The 18,197-nt window shown below is 49.9% G+C and carries 15 protein-coding genes; 10 read left to right on the forward strand and 5 right to left on the reverse strand.

The annotated features are described in order from the left end of the window. The first annotated feature begins 99 nt into the window (after positions 1-99). Positions 100-1,011 (forward strand): D-2-hydroxyacid dehydrogenase, encoded by a 912-nt coding sequence (locus OCV59_RS06310; protein ID WP_147593647.1) that lies wholly within the window; start codon positions 100-102, stop codon positions 1,009-1,011. Between the two features lie 129 nt (positions 1,012-1,140). Here the strand turns inward: OCV59_RS06310 and OCV59_RS06315 are convergent, their stop codons facing one another. Further along, positions 1,141-3,018: a polysaccharide deacetylase family protein gene (locus tag OCV59_RS06315; RefSeq protein WP_147593648.1), complete on the reverse strand. Its 1,878-nt coding sequence runs from the start codon at positions 3,016-3,018 to the stop codon at positions 1,141-1,143. A 108-nt stretch (positions 3,019-3,126) separates the two neighbouring features. On the opposite strand from OCV59_RS06315, the gene OCV59_RS06320 reads away from it, so the two are divergent. Continuing rightward, positions 3,127-4,569, forward strand: a complete 1,443-nt coding sequence (locus OCV59_RS06320) for a MiaB/RimO family radical SAM methylthiotransferase (RefSeq protein ID WP_147593649.1) — start codon at positions 3,127-3,129, stop codon at positions 4,567-4,569. Between the two features lie 168 nt (positions 4,570-4,737). Here OCV59_RS06320 and OCV59_RS06325 read toward each other — a convergent pair whose 3' ends face one another. Further along, positions 4,738-6,024, reverse strand: coding sequence for an amidohydrolase family protein (locus OCV59_RS06325; RefSeq protein WP_147593650.1), 1,287 nt, complete (start codon positions 6,022-6,024; stop codon positions 4,738-4,740). Between the two features lie 670 nt (positions 6,025-6,694). Between OCV59_RS06325 and OCV59_RS06330 the strand changes: the two genes are divergently transcribed. From OCV59_RS06330 to OCV59_RS06360, 7 genes are all read left to right on the forward strand, one after another. Next, a complete protein-coding gene (locus tag OCV59_RS06330; RefSeq protein ID WP_147593651.1) occupies positions 6,695-7,135 on the forward strand; it encodes a zinc ribbon domain-containing protein in 441 nt (146 codons plus the stop codon). Positions 7,136-7,170: 35 nt separating this feature from the next. After that, positions 7,171-7,929, forward strand: coding sequence for a C39 family peptidase (locus OCV59_RS06335; protein ID WP_147593652.1), 759 nt, complete (start codon positions 7,171-7,173; stop codon positions 7,927-7,929). Between the two features lie 326 nt (positions 7,930-8,255). Then, positions 8,256-8,897 (forward strand): SipW-dependent-type signal peptide-containing protein, encoded by a 642-nt coding sequence (locus tag OCV59_RS06340; protein ID WP_262584169.1) that lies wholly within the window; start codon positions 8,256-8,258, stop codon positions 8,895-8,897. A gap of 21 nt (positions 8,898-8,918) precedes the next feature. Further along, on the forward strand, positions 8,919-9,425 hold the full coding sequence (locus tag OCV59_RS06345; RefSeq protein WP_147593654.1) for a hypothetical protein: 507 nt from the start codon (positions 8,919-8,921) through the stop codon (positions 9,423-9,425). A 14-nt stretch (positions 9,426-9,439) separates the two neighbouring features. After that, positions 9,440-11,500 carry an SHIRT domain-containing protein gene (locus OCV59_RS06350; protein ID WP_262584170.1) on the forward strand — a complete coding sequence of 687 codons (2,061 nt, stop codon included), beginning with the start codon at positions 9,440-9,442 and terminating at the stop codon, positions 11,498-11,500. Next, positions 11,500-12,696 carry a hypothetical protein gene (locus OCV59_RS06355; RefSeq protein ID WP_147593656.1) on the forward strand — a complete coding sequence of 399 codons (1,197 nt, stop codon included), beginning with the start codon at positions 11,500-11,502 and terminating at the stop codon, positions 12,694-12,696. The genes OCV59_RS06350 and OCV59_RS06355 overlap by 1 nt, the downstream gene beginning before the upstream one ends. Positions 12,697-12,768: 72 nt before the next feature. Continuing rightward, positions 12,769-13,110, forward strand: coding sequence for a histidine triad nucleotide-binding protein (locus OCV59_RS06360; RefSeq protein ID WP_147593657.1), 342 nt, complete (start codon positions 12,769-12,771; stop codon positions 13,108-13,110). Between the two features lie 172 nt (positions 13,111-13,282). Here the strand turns inward: OCV59_RS06360 and nadC are convergent, their stop codons facing one another. The 3 genes from nadC to nadA are packed head-to-tail and all read right to left on the reverse strand — an operon-like array spanning position 13,283 to position 16,407. Further along, complete coding sequence (gene nadC, locus OCV59_RS06365) at positions 13,283-14,140, reverse strand: carboxylating nicotinate-nucleotide diphosphorylase (protein WP_394803005.1); 858 nt, start codon at positions 14,138-14,140, stop codon at positions 13,283-13,285. Then, complete coding sequence (locus OCV59_RS06370; protein ID WP_147593658.1) at positions 14,137-15,474, reverse strand: L-aspartate oxidase; 1,338 nt, start codon at positions 15,472-15,474, stop codon at positions 14,137-14,139. The genes nadC and OCV59_RS06370 overlap by 4 nt, the downstream gene beginning before the upstream one ends. Positions 15,475-15,498: 24 nt before the next feature. Further along, positions 15,499-16,407 carry a quinolinate synthase NadA gene (gene nadA, locus OCV59_RS06375; protein WP_147593659.1) on the reverse strand — a complete coding sequence of 303 codons (909 nt, stop codon included), beginning with the start codon at positions 16,405-16,407 and terminating at the stop codon, positions 15,499-15,501. 281 nt (positions 16,408-16,688) lie between these two features. Between nadA and OCV59_RS06380 the strand changes: the two genes are divergently transcribed. Then, a complete protein-coding gene (locus OCV59_RS06380) occupies positions 16,689-18,059 on the forward strand; it encodes a hemolysin family protein (protein WP_262584171.1) in 1,371 nt (456 codons plus the stop codon). Positions 18,060-18,197 lie beyond the last annotated feature (138 nt).

Genomic DNA, 18,197 nt, shown 5'->3' on the forward strand with positions numbered 1-18,197 from the left:
CTGGATGCCGATCTACAGATCGACAGATATATGAAACCCTTTTCAGGGATACCTTTATGCCGGCTTTCAGCCGACAAATATATGTAACGGAGGTGTGTTATGAAGTGTGTTTTTCTGGACTGCGCGATAATAAATCCGGGAGATATTTCCTGGGAAAAGCTGCAGTCGACAGTGGAATTCGAATACTATGACAGGACTGCGCCTGATCAGATCGCAGAGCGTCTCAAAGGTGCTGAAGGCGTGTTCATAGACGGTACTGCGCTGACGAGAGAGATCATGGAGTCGTGTTCCGATCTGAAATACATAGGCATAGCTGCGACAGGCTATAATCATGTCGACCTCGATGCGGCGAAAGAGCTCGGCATAGCGGTGACGAACGTCTCCGGCTATGCGGCAGATGCAGTAGCTCAGCATGCCATCGCGCTGCTCCTTTACATAACGAACAAAATACAGATCTACAGCGATGCTGTCGCTGACGGCGAGTGGAACAGAGCCGAGGATTACACATTCATCAAGGCTCCGCTCACGCTGCTTGCCGGAAAATCGATAGGCATAGTCGGATACGGTGCGATCGGAAAGCGTGTGGCTGAGATCGCCGAAGCGCTGGGAATGACTGTCAACATATACAGCAGAGACAGGGAGGCAGCCATAGCATCCGATGTGCTCTCGCTGAACTGCCCTCTGACTAAGGAAAATGCAGGCATGATCGATGCCGGGTTCATCTCGAAGATGAAAGACGGTGCGATCCTGATCAACACGGCAAGAGGCGGACTTGTCGATGAATACGCGCTTGCAGCAGCGCTGAAATCAGGAAAGCTTGCGGGAGCAGGGCTCGATGTGCTCGCGTCGGAGCCGCCTGCGCCGGATGATCCGCTGGTAGGTCTTGAAAACTGTGTGATAACGCCGCACATCGGATTCATTCCGATCGAGGCGAGACAGCTGATAATCGACACGCTTGCAGAAAACCTGCAGAGCTTTATCGACGGCGGAGATCTGAACCGCATCGTGTAAAAGGTGCGTCATCGAGCGGACAGTCTGACAGGCTGTCGGACTGCCGGAAGAGAATGAATGCTGCCGGACGGTCGGGAAACTTGGACTGCCAGTTGGGAATGCGTGCCGCAAGTCGGGAAACTCAGGCTGTCAGTCGAGAAATTCGAAGAAATCTTCCGGAGATACGTCGGGAGGTCTGAGATGTCTTTTGATCCTGTAAAGACATGACGGCTCTCCTTTTTTGATGGTGCTGACGCCTTCGGTGCAGCTCAGCGTCGCCTTGAAGCCCATTTTGCGAAGCTCGGCGTCGGTGTTTTCGCTGAAGGCTCCGAACGGATACGTGAAAGTCGTTGGCGCGACTCCGGTGACATACGCGATCTTGTCCTGAAGCGCCATCACATCTGAACACAGGAAGCTGTCGTAGGAGCTGTCGCTTTCGCCTTTCATCTGTGAGACTCCGTTCCGCTTTTCGTATGTGTGGCAGTCGTAGGAGTGGTTCTGTATCTCCCAGTATCCGGAAAGGTGCATCTCGAGGATATCGTCCCATGTCACGTGAGCGTAGCCCGGGTTGCGGTCGATGTTCTCGGAAAATTCGTCGGACATTTTTCCCACGACGGACAGGACCGCCTTCATGTTGTACTTTTTCAGGAGCGGATAGGCGTAATAGTAGTTGTTGTAGTATCCGTCGTCAAAGGTTATCACGATCGGATATTCCGGCAGGGTGCCGCTGCCTTCGGCGAATGCGATGACTTCCTTCATGAACACAGGAGTGTAGCCTTTCTTTTTTATGTATTTCAGGTCTCTTTCGAAGAGATCAGGTGAGACTATGTATTTGTTGTTCTTTTTGTTTTCTTTCAGTATCGCGTGATACATTATCACAGGCAGCTCGATCTCGTCGGAGTCGGAGACATCTGCAGATGCTTCTTTTTCCTTGAGGTAGAAGTTCTCTTCTATGAACTGATATTTTCGTTCGTATCTGCCGGTATCCTCGTTTTTTATCACGGTGCATCTGTGTGATGAAAGCAGTTTCGTGATGGAGTAAAGGTCGATCCATATCTGCGTCGGGCTGTCCTTTGCGTCTTCGTCGAATATCAGCTGCATGCCGAAATGGAGATGAGGTGTGTCGATGTTGTTCGTGTTTTCTTTGAGGCTGTAGCCGGTCTGCCCGGTGAATCCGATGACGTCACCTGCGGTCACGGCCGCTCCGATGTAAAGGTCATCGGCGTACGGGTCATCTTTTCGCAGATGAGCGTAGTAGTAATACCGCTGCTTGTCATAGCTTCTGATGCCGATCCGCCAGCCGCCGTACTGGTTCCAGCCGAGAGCCTCGATCGTGCCGCTTTCCACCGCGATGACGGGTGTGCCTGTCTCTGTCATCATGTCGTGACCGAGATGGCGCCTGCTGTATCCGTAGCTGCGGTTTTCTCCGAAGTCGTCAAAATCGGAGTAATAGAAACCGTCTGCTATCGGCGAGAATGCTTTGAGGCCGTATGCTTTTTTCCACGTGCCGTCCTGAGTCTGAGAAAGATCCCGGGCGTCCCGGCCGGCATCCTGTCCGGACTGCCCCTGATTTGCTGACGTGCTGTCAGCCGGGATCTTTATCTGATATTCGCCCAGCATGCCGCCGAGCACAGCGCTGTACGCTTTGTGGTAGTAATCGAAATACTTCATGTCTTTTGTGAGCGCAGCGACGGAACGCCCGCCCTTTATATCGGACACGAAGCTGTCCATGTCGGCAGCTTTGTATCCTGCAAAATCTCCTCCGTACCTGGCGCCGAGATATGCAAGGACATCTGTCCAGTCTACGTGCACGGGTTCGTCATACGTTTCGATATCGATGTCCATGGCCTTTTTCAGCACGTCGTAAGGAATGTTGAATTCGACCCACCTGATGGGTTTTTCTGCGTCTGATGACGGCTTGCCGGTGATAGCCGGGATATCGGCCGCGATCAGCGAGAATGCGACAGACAGAGCTGTGCAGAGTATAGTCAGGCCGGCCGCCAGGACTCTGCCTCTTTTCTTTTCCATGAAAGACCTCCTGTGTGTTTTAATTAAAAATATGAAGACTTCCGCTGTTTTATGAATGCCGCGGGTGTGCTATAATTACCTGTAATACGATCAGCGGGAGGACAGACGATGAAAGTTGCATTCCACACATTAGGATGTAAGGTTAACCAGTACGAAACAGAGGCGATCTCGGAGAAATTCAGGGAAAAGGGCTATCAGGTTGTGGACGAGAGGGAGTTCGCCGATGTATATATCATAAATACATGCACGGTCACATCGGTGGCCGACAAGAAGTCGAGACAGTACATAAGAAAAATGAAAAAGCTCAATCCCGACAGCGTGGTCGCGGTGACTGGCTGCTATGCACAGATCAAGCCGGACGAAGTGTCGGCTGTAGAGGGTGTCGATATAGTGGCGGGCACCAATGAAAAGAGCCGCCTGACTGAATATGTCGAGGAATTCATGCAGGAGGGGCAGCGCCAGATCCATATCAAAGGCTATGAGGAACTGGACGCCTACGATGACATGGGAACGATCACGAACACGGAGAACAGGACGAGAGCGTATATCAAGATACAGGAGGGATGCAACAGGTTCTGTACCTACTGCGTCATCCCGTATGCGCGCGGCAGAGTGAGGAGCAGACCGCTCGGCGATATCGTGAGCGAAGCGAAGCAGCTCGTGGACGCCGGGTATAAGGAGATAGTCCTGACGGGCATAAACACTGCGCTTTACGATATGGAAAGCGACACGCGTGCTCGCGCAGGAAACGGTGCGGATGTCGGATGTGCAGCTGACGAGCATGTGGATGCAGCTGCAGGTCATGCCGGCGGTCCGGATGACGGGAACTCGAATGCTGACAGGCAGGAGACCGGGCAGCTGTACGGCGTCGAGAAGATAATCGCGGTGCTCGATGAGATGCCGGGTGATTTCAGGATCAGACTGAGCTCGCTGGAGCCTGCAGTAGTGAATGCGGACTATGTGAAAAGACTGCTGAAATACCGCAGGCTGTGCCATCACCTGCATCTTTCGGCGCAGAGCGGCAGCGACAGCGTGCTCCGCGACATGAACAGGCCGTACGATCGCGAAGAGTACATGGAGATCGTGGATGTGCTGAGGTCGTTCGATCCGCTGTACGGACTGTCGACAGATATAATCGTGGGATTCCCCGGGGAAAAGGAGAAGGACTTCGAGGAAAGCTGCAGCCTCGTGCGGGAGTGCGCTTTCTGTAAAACGCATATATTCAAATACTCCAAAAGGCCGTTCACGAAAGCGGCGGAGATGAAGGGCCATGTCGCACCGCAGGTGAAAAACAGGCGAAGTGAGACGCTCCATCAGGCAGGAAAGGAAGCCTCACTGCAGTTCTTTGCAGCAAACAGCGGCAGCGAAGCGGTAGTGCTGGCGGAAGAGATCTACGAGGAGAAAAAACTGATAACCGGGTACACAGGAAACTATATAAAAGCGTATATAAAATATGAAGATCTGCAGGACGCCGAACGCATGCTCAACACCTTCGTGAAGGTACGGCTGCAGGAAGCATTCGAAGACGGCATGACGGCGGAGCTGGTGTGACGGGCGAAGTCGGAACGTGACGGTTTTTTGAAAAAGCGACGGCCGATGAAACGGCAGCGGGGATATAGAATGCAAGAAAAAATACACCATGGCGATGGGTGTGCTCAATGTCTGATTGACAGCGGGCATGCCGGATCGGATGGTGTATTTTTGTGGGTAGATGGATTCCTACAGGAACTTGTCCAGCTCTGCTTCCACCTGTTTTCTTTTTTTGATTTTCGGATGATCGATGATGCTGCCTCTTGCCACGATCATCTCGAGATCCCGCAGAGCGCGAAGGTCTTCCAGCGGGTTCCCGGCGGTGACGATCATATCTGCGGCTTTTCCTTTCTCGATGGATCCGGTGATATCCCCGATACCGGCGAGCTCAGCGCTTCGGCTGGTCGCGGTATATATGGCGAAAGAGTTGGAGACGCCGACGTATCTGTGGAAGTAGTAAAGCTCGCGCCAGAAGTCGTATTGAGTGATCCATGGACAGCCGACGTCATTGCCGAGAACGACAGGGATATCGTTTTCAAGAGCTGCTTTCGCGCAGTCAACGATACCTTCGAAAACGACGTTGCCGTTGTACTGCTCCACTTCGCTCGCGTTGCTGACGGAACGGTCGAACAGAGCGTACGGCAGGGCCGGCGAGATCGTAGTGCAGAGGAACGCTCCGCGCTCTTTGAAAAGCCTTATCATATCGTCATCGAGCTCAGCGCCGTGCTCGATGGAGTCTACTCCGTTTTCCAGTGCGGCACGGACGCCTTCAGGAGATTCGACGTGTGCAGCGACAAGATAGCCGTCTGCATGTGCCTGACTGCATACCTCGCGAATCATTTCCGGCGGCATCTTCATTTCACCGGGAACACCTTTTTCTTTAGCATCCAGCACTCCGCCGGTGATCATGAGCTTGATGAGATCGACTTTTTCTTCCTTTGATTTCTCAAGCTGCCTGAGCGCATCCGGAATACTTGCCGCAGCGACGGCGACGGATCCTGCCATGTGTCCTCCGGGAACGGATATCCCCTGATTGGCGGCGAGGATGCGGGGACCGGTCTTGGCGCCTGATTCGATCTCGTCGCGCAGACGTGTATCGAAATCGGCGAGTCCTCCGACTGTTCGTATAGTCGTGACGCCGCCCATAAGCTCGTCCTTTGCAAAACCTGCTACCATTTTATAGGCGATCGCCCTGGTGAGAGAGGTGCTCATGATATTTTTAACCAGCTTCTCGTTATCGCGCTGCTTTTTCTGAGGCTTTCCGTTGCCTGCGAGATGTACGTGCATGTTGATCAGCCCGGGAAGTATGTAACGCCCGTGAAGGTCGATGACATCGTAGCCGCTGAGATCGAGATCTGCCGTATCAGGTACGATATCAGCGATAATGCCGTCATGCACCAGGATGCAGAGCCCTTTCTGTATTTTCATATCTCTGGTCCCGTCCAGAATAAGTCCGTTTCTAAATGCGTGATCCATAATAATTCTCCGATCCTTTTTCCTTGGATTTGCTTGTTTTAACTATACACCAGATCGCAGAGCGTTTGCAAGATTTAGTGCCGTGCGTCATCTGTTACGGTGAGGATTGTCGGACACGTCAGCTACAGCGAAACCTGCGCTCTGACGGCATACGGCTTTTATGCAAAGTTTATGCACGTGTGCTTGAGTCTGAGCGATCAGTTCGGAAATCGCAAATGTATATAAATCATGCTTGAGAGGAGTGTTTTGATACAGTGCATTGTATTTTTTGTGTCTGTTTTCAGTGGATTTCGTAAATGGGTTTCTGTCGGCTTTCAGCAGGTTTTGCAAAGGCTGCAGCTGAGCTGAAACCTGCAGGGATTTTAGTGAATTGCATGCATAATTATTAGCTAAATACTTGCGAATATGCATAAATATTCATATATAAATTTTTCCAAATTTGAGATGTTACGAAACATCCCAAAAAGCGCGGATTTCATATATTTGACAGTTATTGGAAATAACGACCTGCGGGTTTTATAATAGAAAATCGCATCTTTCGGTATTCCGGGCGGAGTTTTATCAGGCTTTTGCAGATCCGGCGGTATCGCATGCATATCAGATAAGCAACAGCGTGTTGCTTGTCTGTGAAAAGGTTCTGTGTTAAAGTTGCATAAAGGAGGTGCTCTATATGGATACAAAGGATATTTTATACAGCCTGAGAACGGAAAAAGGGCTTTCACAGGATGAACTGGCAGAAAAAGTTTTTGTTACAAGACAGGCGGTGTCGCGCTGGGAAAACGGTGAAACGACGCCCAATGTGGAGACTTTGAAACTGCTTTCAAGGTTCTTTGATGTTTCTATCAACACTTTGCTCGGCTCGCCGAGACAACTGGTATGCCAGTGCTGCGGCATGCCTCTTGAAGATGGTACTACCAGCAGAGAGCCGGACGGTTCTTTTAATGAGGAGTACTGCAAGTGGTGTTATACCGATGGCGAGTTCAAGTACACAAGTAAAGAGCAGCTGATCGATTTCTGTGTAGAACATATGGCAAATGAGAACTGGCCGGCAGAGCAGATCCGCGCGCATATGGAGGCGGTTGTGCCGGAGTTGAATCACTGGAAAAAATGATCAGCAGATAGATCAGAAACTGTGGAGGCGTGCGTATGAGAAAGTCATGCGGAATAAAATCATATGGAATATTGAAGCTCGTTTTATGGTGTACGTTAGCCGTCTGCGCCGGAGCTGCGTGCATGTCCCTGTCGTCATGCGGGACGGCAAAGGAAGAGCGTGGGCAGACCGAGCAGGCCCAGAGCCTTTATGCAGGCAAAACACAGGAAGCTGATGTCTTTATCGAGATCCCGGATCTGCGTCAGTACGGAGGCTATACCTGCGGAACGACATGTGTGCAGATGCTGATGAACTGGATCGATCCATACAACAGCGACCTGAATCTGGCGACATATGAAGAAGAACTCGGGACAAATGAGGAAGCAGGGACTCCTCCGGAAAATATAGTCGAGTATTTTGAAGAGAATGAAGTGAAGATATCTGCGAAAGAAAAGCGAACGGCAGACGATCTGATATCAGCACTTGATCGGGGACATCCTGTGCTTATGTGCATACAGGCGTGGTCTTCGTCAGAAGAAGGAGACGGATATAATACAACAGATTCCAATGATGCAGATACATATCTGACGGAAGGACACTGGGTCATATGCGTCGGCTACCAGGATAAGAAGGGCGGATATGTATTCTACTTTAATGATCCGGCATGCGTCGGACACTGTATGATGAGTGAAAAAGACCTGGATGAACGCTGGATCGATATGGATGCCCGGGGGAAAATTTACGACCATTATGGTATCGAGATCGAGGAAGATGTGGAAATCTATGATCCGGATGGGATATTTTATCTTGAATAGAGCTCCTTTAACAGTGAATTAAAAAATATCGGCACGATATAATATGATATGGAATGATGGCGCTAAGCTGCGGCCTTTTATGCAAAGAGCCGCAGTTCTTTTTTTGCAAAAAAACGCAGTATACGTCTGGCTGTGAGTATTTGACAGGCATAGGTGACAGAGGGTACAAGACACTAAAATACAATTTTTTCCAAGAAACCGTTGACAGAAAATGTAAATGGATATATAATCCAGATATAGTAAAAAATTCATTAAAATCCGGGCGCGGATCCCGGAAAGCGGCCGGGATCGAAGACCCTGGCACGGTCAAAAAGGAGGAAAAAAAGGTGATTGGAAAAATGGAAAACAGGAAGTCAAAGTTCAGGAAGTGCGCAGCGGCGGCACTGGCGGTGATGACGCTTGCATCAGCGGGTGCGACGCTTGCATTCTTTACAGATCGGGAGGAGAAGGTAAACACCTTTACGGTCGGAAATATCGACATACAGCTGGAAGAACCGCAATGGGATCCGGATAAAGGTAAGGATATCACTCCTGATAAAGAGGTGCCGAAGGATCCTCAGATCACTAACACCGGAGCCAACGATGCATACGTGTTCATGGAAGTCAGCGTGCCGAGAAGCGAGGTCAGGACAGTGAATGATGACGGCAGTCTCAGTGAGGTTCTCATGCAGGACCTGTTCACTTATGAGACGAATGAGGGATGGACTCTGATGAGAAAGCAGTCAAACGGCGACAGCACTACGTATTATTATGCATATACTGACGCGGATAATACGATGAAGGCGCTGAAGCCGGAAGAGACTACGACTCCTGTGTTCAGCAGTGTAAAATTCATAAACATGACAGAGGGAGAGCTTGAAGGCAAAGATATTTCCATAAACGTCATTTCGAGAGGAATACAGACGGAAGATCTTGATCTAACGGATCCGTTAGACATATATGCAGTGATCGTAGGAGGTATGAAATAGAGCGAGAGGTAAGTGGGTGAGATGAAAAGCAAATACCAGCCGGGGACAGCGAGTATCGCAGTCGCACTGATGGCGGTGATCCTGCTGATATCGGCAGACGTGGCGGCGGCACTGCTGATCGCCCGTCATTCTCTGGACAATGATTTCACTGTTGGGGAGAATATCAGCTCTATCGAAGAAAAATTTGATGAGTATGATGCGTTCAAGGCAGGGGAAACGTATGAAAAAAATGTAGCAGTGCGCAATGAAGGGAGTGTCGACTGCTATGTGAGAGTATTTGCCGAGGTGGAGGATCCGATCGTTTCGGAGTCTCTGAAGATAGATTTCAATGACAGAGAATGGACTGAGAAACAGAACGACGGGTACTATTACTACAGGAAAGTTCTCAGGTCCGGAGAAGTGACGGAACCTCTGTTCACTCAGATAACTGCGGCAAAGGATATAGACAGCTTCAGGATGATATGCTACAGCGAAACGGTACAGTCGGAAGGCAGCTCTGACGTCATTAGCGCATTCAGTGGCAGATGAAAGAAGGTGCAGATATGAAATTTGGATCGATACAGAAAAAGCTGGCGGCAGTGTGCCTTGTTGCAGCGGTTTTGATCACGTATACATCTGCCGTGTCTGCTGTGGCGACAGGCACAGTTCCGGACAGCAGCGCCATAGTTCCGTCAGGTTATACCTTCGATACCGGGTATATCAATGCTGAGTGGACGATAAATGATGCGTATAAAAACGTGATAACTGTTATGGACAAGCGGTCGGGAGAAGGGTGCATAAGCTTTGTCGTGGCGAAGAACGATTCATCGACGAAGACTTATACAGATCCGCTGACTGTTATATACAGGAATGCAGGAAAGATAAACGGAAGATATGTTGACATAAAGCTCAATGTGGACAAGCTGGTGCAGACCGGCAGCACTAATACGAATATCGTCAACTGCGACGGCGAGTTCTTGTGTCTGTGGTCGGATGTGACCGATGTTTCGTCTCACAAGACTACGGGAACGAGGTACAAGCTGACACATACGACAGACCTTTCGTATACGATAACGTATGCTGATGACGGCAGTCTGGTGGAGTTCCCGTGCTTTCAGGCTGTGACGGATCTTGACACATTCCAGAATGTCGCGTCGGTCGCAGAGGGATTCGTGCCTGTTTCGGGATACAACACGGCGTATCTGTATCCGGGTAGCCTGCTCAAACAGCAGAACGGGGGATTCTTCGCGCCTTCGCAGCTCGAAACCAACGGGACTGATTCATATACGAAGACAGGACTGTATATAACGACTGATAACGGAAAATTCACGGGCAGATTTTACGGTACGAACTGCAGGACGCAGCTGCTCATATACAATCAGTACAGATCGGGGATGCTGCCAAAGCCTTCCCTGTATATCGACGGCTCGCATGTCTATGAGCCGGGAGAAGACGTGCTGATAAATGTGAAACAGAATATAGGCAAACTGTTCGTGGATACGGTAACGAGATATACGCAATTTGTGATATCGGATGATGTCCCGCAGGGACTTTCGTATAAATCAGCCAGGGTCCTGGACGAATCAGGCGGTGATGTCACAGATAAAGGAACACTGAGCTACGATGAAACTTCAAGAACAGTGAAGTTCGAGTTTTCGAGCGGATTCATACAGTCTCAGAGCAGCTATGACGGGAGTCAGTATACGCTGGAGATAACGGCAGCTGCGGACAGCCCGGAAGGCGGCAGTGCGGTGATAACCGATACAGCGAGATCGACCATATCGGGAATAGATCAGGAGACTAATGAACAGTCGCTGAAAGTGGACACGCCGTACCATGTTTCATATGAATATGTGAGCGGATCACAGGGGCGGAGCCTGCCCGAGGAAATAAGCGTTTCAAAAGGAGCATATGCCATTTCGGACAGTGAGACATATTATCAGGGGGATGAAGTGCTGAGAAAGGAGAGCCCTGCGGAAGGTGAAAAGCTTGAGATCAGAGATGATGACGGCAGTCCTTACGGCTCCTGGGTACTGTCCTGGGATGAGGAAAAGAAAACGGTGGAAAACGCGGATATAGTTTTTACGGGAACGTGGAGATACGTGCCGGCTCCTCGCCTGGTGATAGTAAAGAAGATGAAAGACTCAAAGGATGAGTTCACGGCAGCTCACGGCGAACCGGTATTCCTGTTCAGGATAACCGGCAGCGACTCGGGAAAGTCGTGGTACAGAGCGATTACGTTCAGCAGCGAGGCTGTAAGAGAGGTCAGGAAAAACGGCTCGTACATGGACAGCGACGGTGTATGCTTCGTGCTCCGTGACGGATATATCTATGGCAGATATGCACCGGTATATCTGCCGGAAGACGATTATACAGTGGAAGAAATCGATACATTCAGGTTCATCAACACGCTGGCAGAGTCGAGATATCACGGTGACGAGGTGACTGTTGCGGATTCTGCGAAGAAAGCAGTGAAGGCGCCGCTCAGGCTGAGCGAGTACAAGCCCGGTCAGGATGGTTTCGGTGCGGATTATATCAGCGTATGCTTTGAAAATGCGAAAAGCGACTGGGGAAGGCTGTCGCATACTGATATCATCATAAACAGACTGAAGGAGGCGGAGTGATGAAAGCACAGATGAAGATATCGCGCAGAAAGTTCATTGCTGCCGCCGTGCTGCTGATGACTGCGCTCACGGGAACGCTCGTGTATGCGGCATATGTTTCTTCTGCAAAGGTGGCCAATAGCTTCAGCTCCGGCGGCGTAAACATTGAAGCGGAGTGTTTACAGGAGAGGGACGGCGAGCTGGTACCGGCAGGCGAACTGACCGTTGCGGATCTTGATTCAGTCGTTTCATATATACCGCGCATAACGAACAGGGCAGAGGAATCATATATACGAGTCAGGCTGGAAGCGGAGAGTGCCGGAGACGATATAAATATCTCAAAATATCTGTACGGTGTTGACAGCAGGTGGAAAGAGGCCGGAGGATATATGTACTGCACCGAGAGGCTCGCGTGTGATGAGACTGCGGAGCTGTGCAGAGGCTTCGAGATCCCTGACGACTGGGACTACAGAAAAGAAAACAGGCTGAAAGTAAGAGTCGTAGCCGATGCAGTGCAGGCAAAAAACATATATCCGGATTTCGAGTCAGAAGCGCCGTGGGGAGATGTGGCGGTCGAAAGATCCGAAGTCAGAGGGCAGTATACAGTCAGAGAAAACGTGCCGGTTTCAGGACAGGGCGCAGTTAAGATAGTCTGCGACAGGAGTTCGGGGATATCGGTTTCCGAAGATCGAATGTTCAGTGAGCTGACAGACGGAGTATTCATGCCCGGGGATGAAAGAAGCGGTAGTCTTGTTATCAGAAACGAGAGAAACCGCAAAGTCAAAGTATTTTTCAAAGCCGTATATGACAGCTCGGAACTGTCCCAGAGCATGCAGCTGAGAATCTGCAGCAGAAAGAATGACGGCAGCATGTCGGCAGGAAATGCGCAGAATTTCTACAGCGGCCCGATAGGGGACAGGAGGCTTGATGAATACAGGCTAATTGCAGAGCTGGGCGCAGGTGAAGAGCAGAGGCTGGATATCACCGCATCGCTTCCGGATGAGGCAGACAACCGATGCCAGTTGAAAGATGGCGCAAATATATGGTATTTCACTGCTGGTGAGGACGGCACCGAACCTGACACCGGCGAAACAAGCAGCCTCAGCGTACTGCTTATGCTTGTGTCATTGTGCGCGGCAGCCGCTGCGGCAGCGGCTTTTATCATCGTGTCGCCTGCACGCAGGACAGCCGGCAAAAAACTGCATCAAAAAATATAAACTGTACCGGATGCAAGTCGATAATGTGATATAATATGGCATAACGACAGCAAGAAGAAAGGAAGTGAGATCATGAGCGATTGCATCTTTTGCCAGATAGGCGAGGGGCAGATACCGTCGAACAAGGTATATGAAGACGATAAGATACTTTGTTTCCACGATCTGGACCCACAGGCACCGGTACACGTTCTGATAATACCGAAGAAGCATATCACATCTCTGGATGACGTCACTGAAGAAGACAGTGAACTGCTTGGATACATAATGACCAAGGTGAAGGAGATAGCAGCGACACTCGGTCTGGAAAACGGATACAGACTTGTGAACAACTGCGGCGAAGACGGTCTTCAGACCGTAAAGCATCTTCATTTTCATCTTTTAGGAAAACGAAAGATGACATGGCCGCCGGGCTGATGACGGGATAAAAGACAAGAAGCAGAATGATGAAAAAAGGCTGTATGCCGGCAGTGCCGGGTGTCAGAGATGACACCGGCGGTCGGATACAGCCTTTTCTTTCTTATCTTTGATATATATGGCAGATATCGCTGAGATCAATGACATGGCGACTGAGCGCTTTCATACGCGGTCAGTCGATGATCTTCAGGTTTTTCAGTGAAAGATCGAGGATTGGTGCGGAGTGAGTCAGTGCTCCGCTGGAAACGTAGTTGACGCCTATGTCGGCGAGCCTTGCGATGTTTTCCCTGGTGATATTTCCGGAGCATTCGGTCTCTGCACGGCCGTCTATCATCTCGACTGCTTTTTTCATATCATCATCAGTCATATTGTCGAGCATTATGATGTCTGCTCCGGCTTCGAGAGCCTCGCGGAGCATTTCCAGATCTTCGACTTCGACTTCTATCCTGCGTACGAACGGTGCGTATTCTCTGGCTCTCTTTACAGCAGCAGCGACGCCTCCGGCTGCATTGATATGGTTATCTTTGAGCATCACACCGTCAGACAGATTATATCTGTGATTGTGACCGCCGCCGGCTCTTACGGCATATTTTTCAAATATGCGCATGTTAGGGGTCGTCTTTCGCGTATCGAGAAGCTTTATCCCCGTACCTTCCAGCATGCGTGTCATTTCGTTTGTATAAGTGGCTATCCCGCTCATTCTCTGAAGAAAATTGAGCGCTGTGCGTTCACCGGACAGTATCGCGCGTGCACTGCCTTCGACAGTAGCGATATGCTGTCCTGCAGTGACCGCATCGCCGTCGGAAACGAATGCATTAACAACAGTGCTGTCGTCAAGCATACTGAAGACTCTGCTGAATACATCGAGACCTGCGATTATGCCGTCTCCCTTGCAGAGAAGCTGCGCGGAAGCACGGCTGCTGCTTTTCACTACTGAATTAGTGGATACGTCCTCCGAAGAGATGTCTTCGCGCAGAGCTGATGCGATCAGCGGATCCATATTGGTGCGCATAGTTATTTCATCTATCATGCTGATTCCTTTCTGTCCTTTTTGATGGCTTCAAGTATCTGTTTCTTGCTGTTTTCCGAGTATGCCGCCATATCGAGATATTCATGCAGATCCAGTCCGTATACATCGGCGATCTCATCAAGAGAAAGGTCCGCGTATCCCTCGTATCGAGACGGACTGTCTTTGCCTGCAGACCGCTGAGCGGTCATGTGCATGGCTGCACTTTCCGCGAACACCAGGCTTTCCAGAAGTGAATTGCTGGCGAGCCGGTTGGCGCCGTGAACACCATTGCAGCATGTCTCTCCTGCCGCGTACAGATGCTCCATCGATGTGCGGCTGTTGAGATCGACATCGACCCCGCCCATGAAATAATGCTGTGCAGGGACTACAGGGATCCATTCTTTCGTTATGTCATAGCCCTCCTGCATACACTTTTCATAGATGTTCGGAAAGCGTTTTTTCACGTCGATGTTTTTTATCGGAAGGAGCGACAGCCATACGTGCTCTGTGCCGTCTTTTTCCATCTGATCGAATATCGCCTTGGAGACGACGTCGCGCGGAAGGAGCTCGTCGACGAATCTGTTCCCGTTTTTGTCGTAAAGCTGTGCACCCTCGCCTCTGACAGATTCCGAGATCAGGAACCTCCGCTCGTGCTGCTTCGAGAACAGCGTAGTAGGGTGTATCTGTATATAACTGATGTTTTTCAGTCTGATGTCGTGCCTGAGCGATATGGCCAGAGCATCCCCGGTCAGATGCGAAAAATTGGTCGAATTGCTGTATATCCCTCCTATGCCTCCGCATGCCCACATTACATTATATGCAAATACGGCGCGGAGCTCGCCGCCGGCGTCAGACAGCAGTATGCCGTCGCATGTGTTGTCGCGGCAGAGGATATCGACCATTGTGGTATTGGTCACGACTGTGACATTGTTTCGTCTACCGACCTGCGACAGGAGCTTGTTTGTTATCTCACGGCCGGTGATATCGTCGTGGTAGAGTATCCTGTTCGTCGAGTGAGCGCCTTCTCTGGTAAATGAGAGATGCCCGGAATCGCTTTCGAATTCCACTCCGTAGCCGATGAGCTCCCGGATCACTCTTCGAGAGTTCCTTATCATGAAATCCACGGATTCCGCACGGTTTTCGTAGTGACCGGCGCGCATGGTATCTTCAAAAAAACTGTCGTAGTCATCGTCGCTTTTCTGAACGCATATGCCTCCCTGGGCGAGGAACGAATCGCTTTCTTCAAGATCACCTTTTGTTATCATCAGTATTTCCATATCTCCGGGAAGATGCAGAGCGGTGAAGCATCCGGCTACACCTGTCCCGACGATTATAACATCATATTTGTTTTTCATGATATCTCAGACCTTCTTTCTGCTTTACTCAGAAAGCTCCAGCATCCGCTTCATCGGAGCGTGAGCTCTTTTCATGAATCCTTCGTCCATTATGACTTCAGTGACTTCGTTTTCGAGGGCGTCGATGACTTTGTCAAGAGAGATCTTTTTCATATTCGGACATATCTGCATGTTTCCGGCAGTGTAGAATATCTTGTCAGGGTTTTTCTTTTTGAGCTGATAGAAAACGCCCATTTCGGTGGAAATGAGGAATTCTTTGTGATCGCTTTCTGTCGCATAGTTGATGATGCCGGATGTGCTTCCCACATAGTCTGCAAGTTCAGTGACTTCAGGGCGGCATTCCGGGTGTACGAGCAGCAGAGCATCGGGACGTGCCTTTTTCGCTTCGATGACCTGTTCGCGCAGGAGATTGTGATGCACGTGGCAGTATCCGTCATTGAAGATGAAATTCTTTTCAGGGAGCTGGTCTGCTATGTAATGTGCGAGGTTCTGGTCGGGGATGAAATAGATGTTCTTTTCCGGCAGAGCCTTTACGATCTTCAGCGCATTCGACGAAGTGACACATACGTCGCTGTGTGCCTTCAGCTCAGCTGTGGAATTCACATAACAGACTACAGCCAGATCTTCGTATTCGGATCGTACTTCCTGTATCCTTTCCACATCGGCCATGTGAGCCATAGGACAGTCGGCATCAGCGGCCGGCATCAGCACTTTTTTCCCTGCATTGAGTATCTTCGCGCTTTCACCCATGAAAGACACACCGCAGAGCACGATGATGTCAGCGTCGACCTTGGTCGCCATGTCGCTGAGATAGTATGAATCGCCTATGTAGTCTGCGATGTCCTGAACTTCATCAGGAACGTAGTAATGAGCCATGATGACTGCGTTTTTTTCTTTCTTAAGATCCTGTATCCTGCGAATCTTTTCATTCATGATATAAACTCCTTTGTCGGTATCCGCCGGCAGAAGCGTATCCTGCAGTACCGGATACCATGATAAGCTGTACGTCAAATTGTAAAGAGTATAACATTTTACAGGAAAATAAACAAGACAAATGTCTTTAAAGGTGTCAAGACAGCAAGTAAAGCAGATATTTCTGCAAATCAGCTGCACGTTTTGCAAAATACAGGTGCACGGACAGGTGAAAGATGGTAAAATAATAGACAAATTTTATATATGTTAATGTTTTGAACAAAAGGAGGCATCTTGTGTCAGTGGCACTAAGTCTTGTTCTTGTAGTATTTTTTCTTTTGATGAACGCGTTTTTCGTGGTAGCCGAATTTTCTCTCGTCAGAGTGAGAAAGTCGCAGCTGCAGATAGCTGAGGAGGAAGGAAAAAGCGGAGCGAAAGCGGCTCTTCTCGTTGCTAATAATGTAAATGCATATCTTTCGGCATGCCAGCTCGGTATAACGCTGGCTTCACTTGCTCTCGGATGGCTGGGAGAACCGGCTGTATCCGAGCTGATACGTCCGGCTGTAGCGATGCTGAACATACCTGAATCGGCAGTTTCAGCGATAGCTGTAGCGGTGGGATTCGCACTGGTGACAGCGCTCCATATAGTGGCCGGCGAGCTGATACCTAAATCTCTTGCGATATTTTCGACGGACCGCTACGCGCGCTTTACAGCTCTGCCGCTCGTATGGTTCTACCGGATAACGGCACCGGTGATGTGGCTGTTCAACTCGGTCACGAACGGAGTCATGAAGCTGATGGGGCATGACGATCCCACAGAGCAGGAGGTATATACAGAGGAAGAGATCCAGCTGCTGATCGACGAAAGCACGAAAAGCGGTCTGATCGATCCGAAACAGAATGAGTTCGTGGACAACATATTCGAAATGTACAACAAGGACGTGTGCTCGATAATGACGCCGCGAACGGATATGGAGTGCTTCGACCTGAATCTCCCGTACAGGGAGAATCTCGAGATGATAAAAAGATGCAAGTATACGAGATATCCCGCATGCCGCGGAGACAAGGATCACATAGAAGGCTTCATACATATAAAGGATCTTTACTGGAATGACGAGAAGATCAGCGGAACGAACTATGAGAATCTGCCGGTGAGGGAGATCATCGCGGTGTCCGAGACGCTTCCTGTCGAGAGGCTTCTTCAGATCATGCAGGACAAGGACTCGAAATTCGTGCTTGCGGTGGATGAATACGGCGGCACGGCAGGTATCGTGACCTTTTCCGATGTGATGGAGCAGATCTTCGGAAGTCTGGATGATGAATACATACAGAACGAGGAATCGGAGGTAGTGTTCCTGAGCTATGACAGCTTCCTGATAGACGGATCGCTCCCTGTGGCGGAGCTGATCGAGCTGATGGGGTTCGAACCCGACAAGGCCGACGAATGCGAGACCGCAGCAGGCCTGCTCCTGAATATTTTCGACAAGATCCCGTCTGAAGGTGAAGATGTTTCGGTGGAAGGCAAAAATATAAAGGTGACGTTCACCGTCCTGGCAATGGACAGGAGACGTATAGACAGGATAGGCGTGAAAATCGAAAAACAGCAGGCGGAAGGCGCCGGCGCAGCTTCGGAGTCAGGCGGGGACGCCGTGGAAAAGGGCAGCGATCTGTAAATCGCACACGCTGATATTTAAACCGCCTTATGAATAAAAAAATCTTGCATAACGTCTTATAAAATAGTATAATAGCAACGTTATAGGCAAGCCGTTCTTAGGTTTACAAAGATTTCTGTAAAGTCAGGAGGTGAAACG

This window comes from Brotomerdimonas butyrica (assembly GCF_025567305.1).
Taxonomy (GTDB): domain Bacteria; phylum Bacillota; class Clostridia; order Peptostreptococcales; family Anaerovoracaceae; genus Lentihominibacter; species Lentihominibacter butyricus.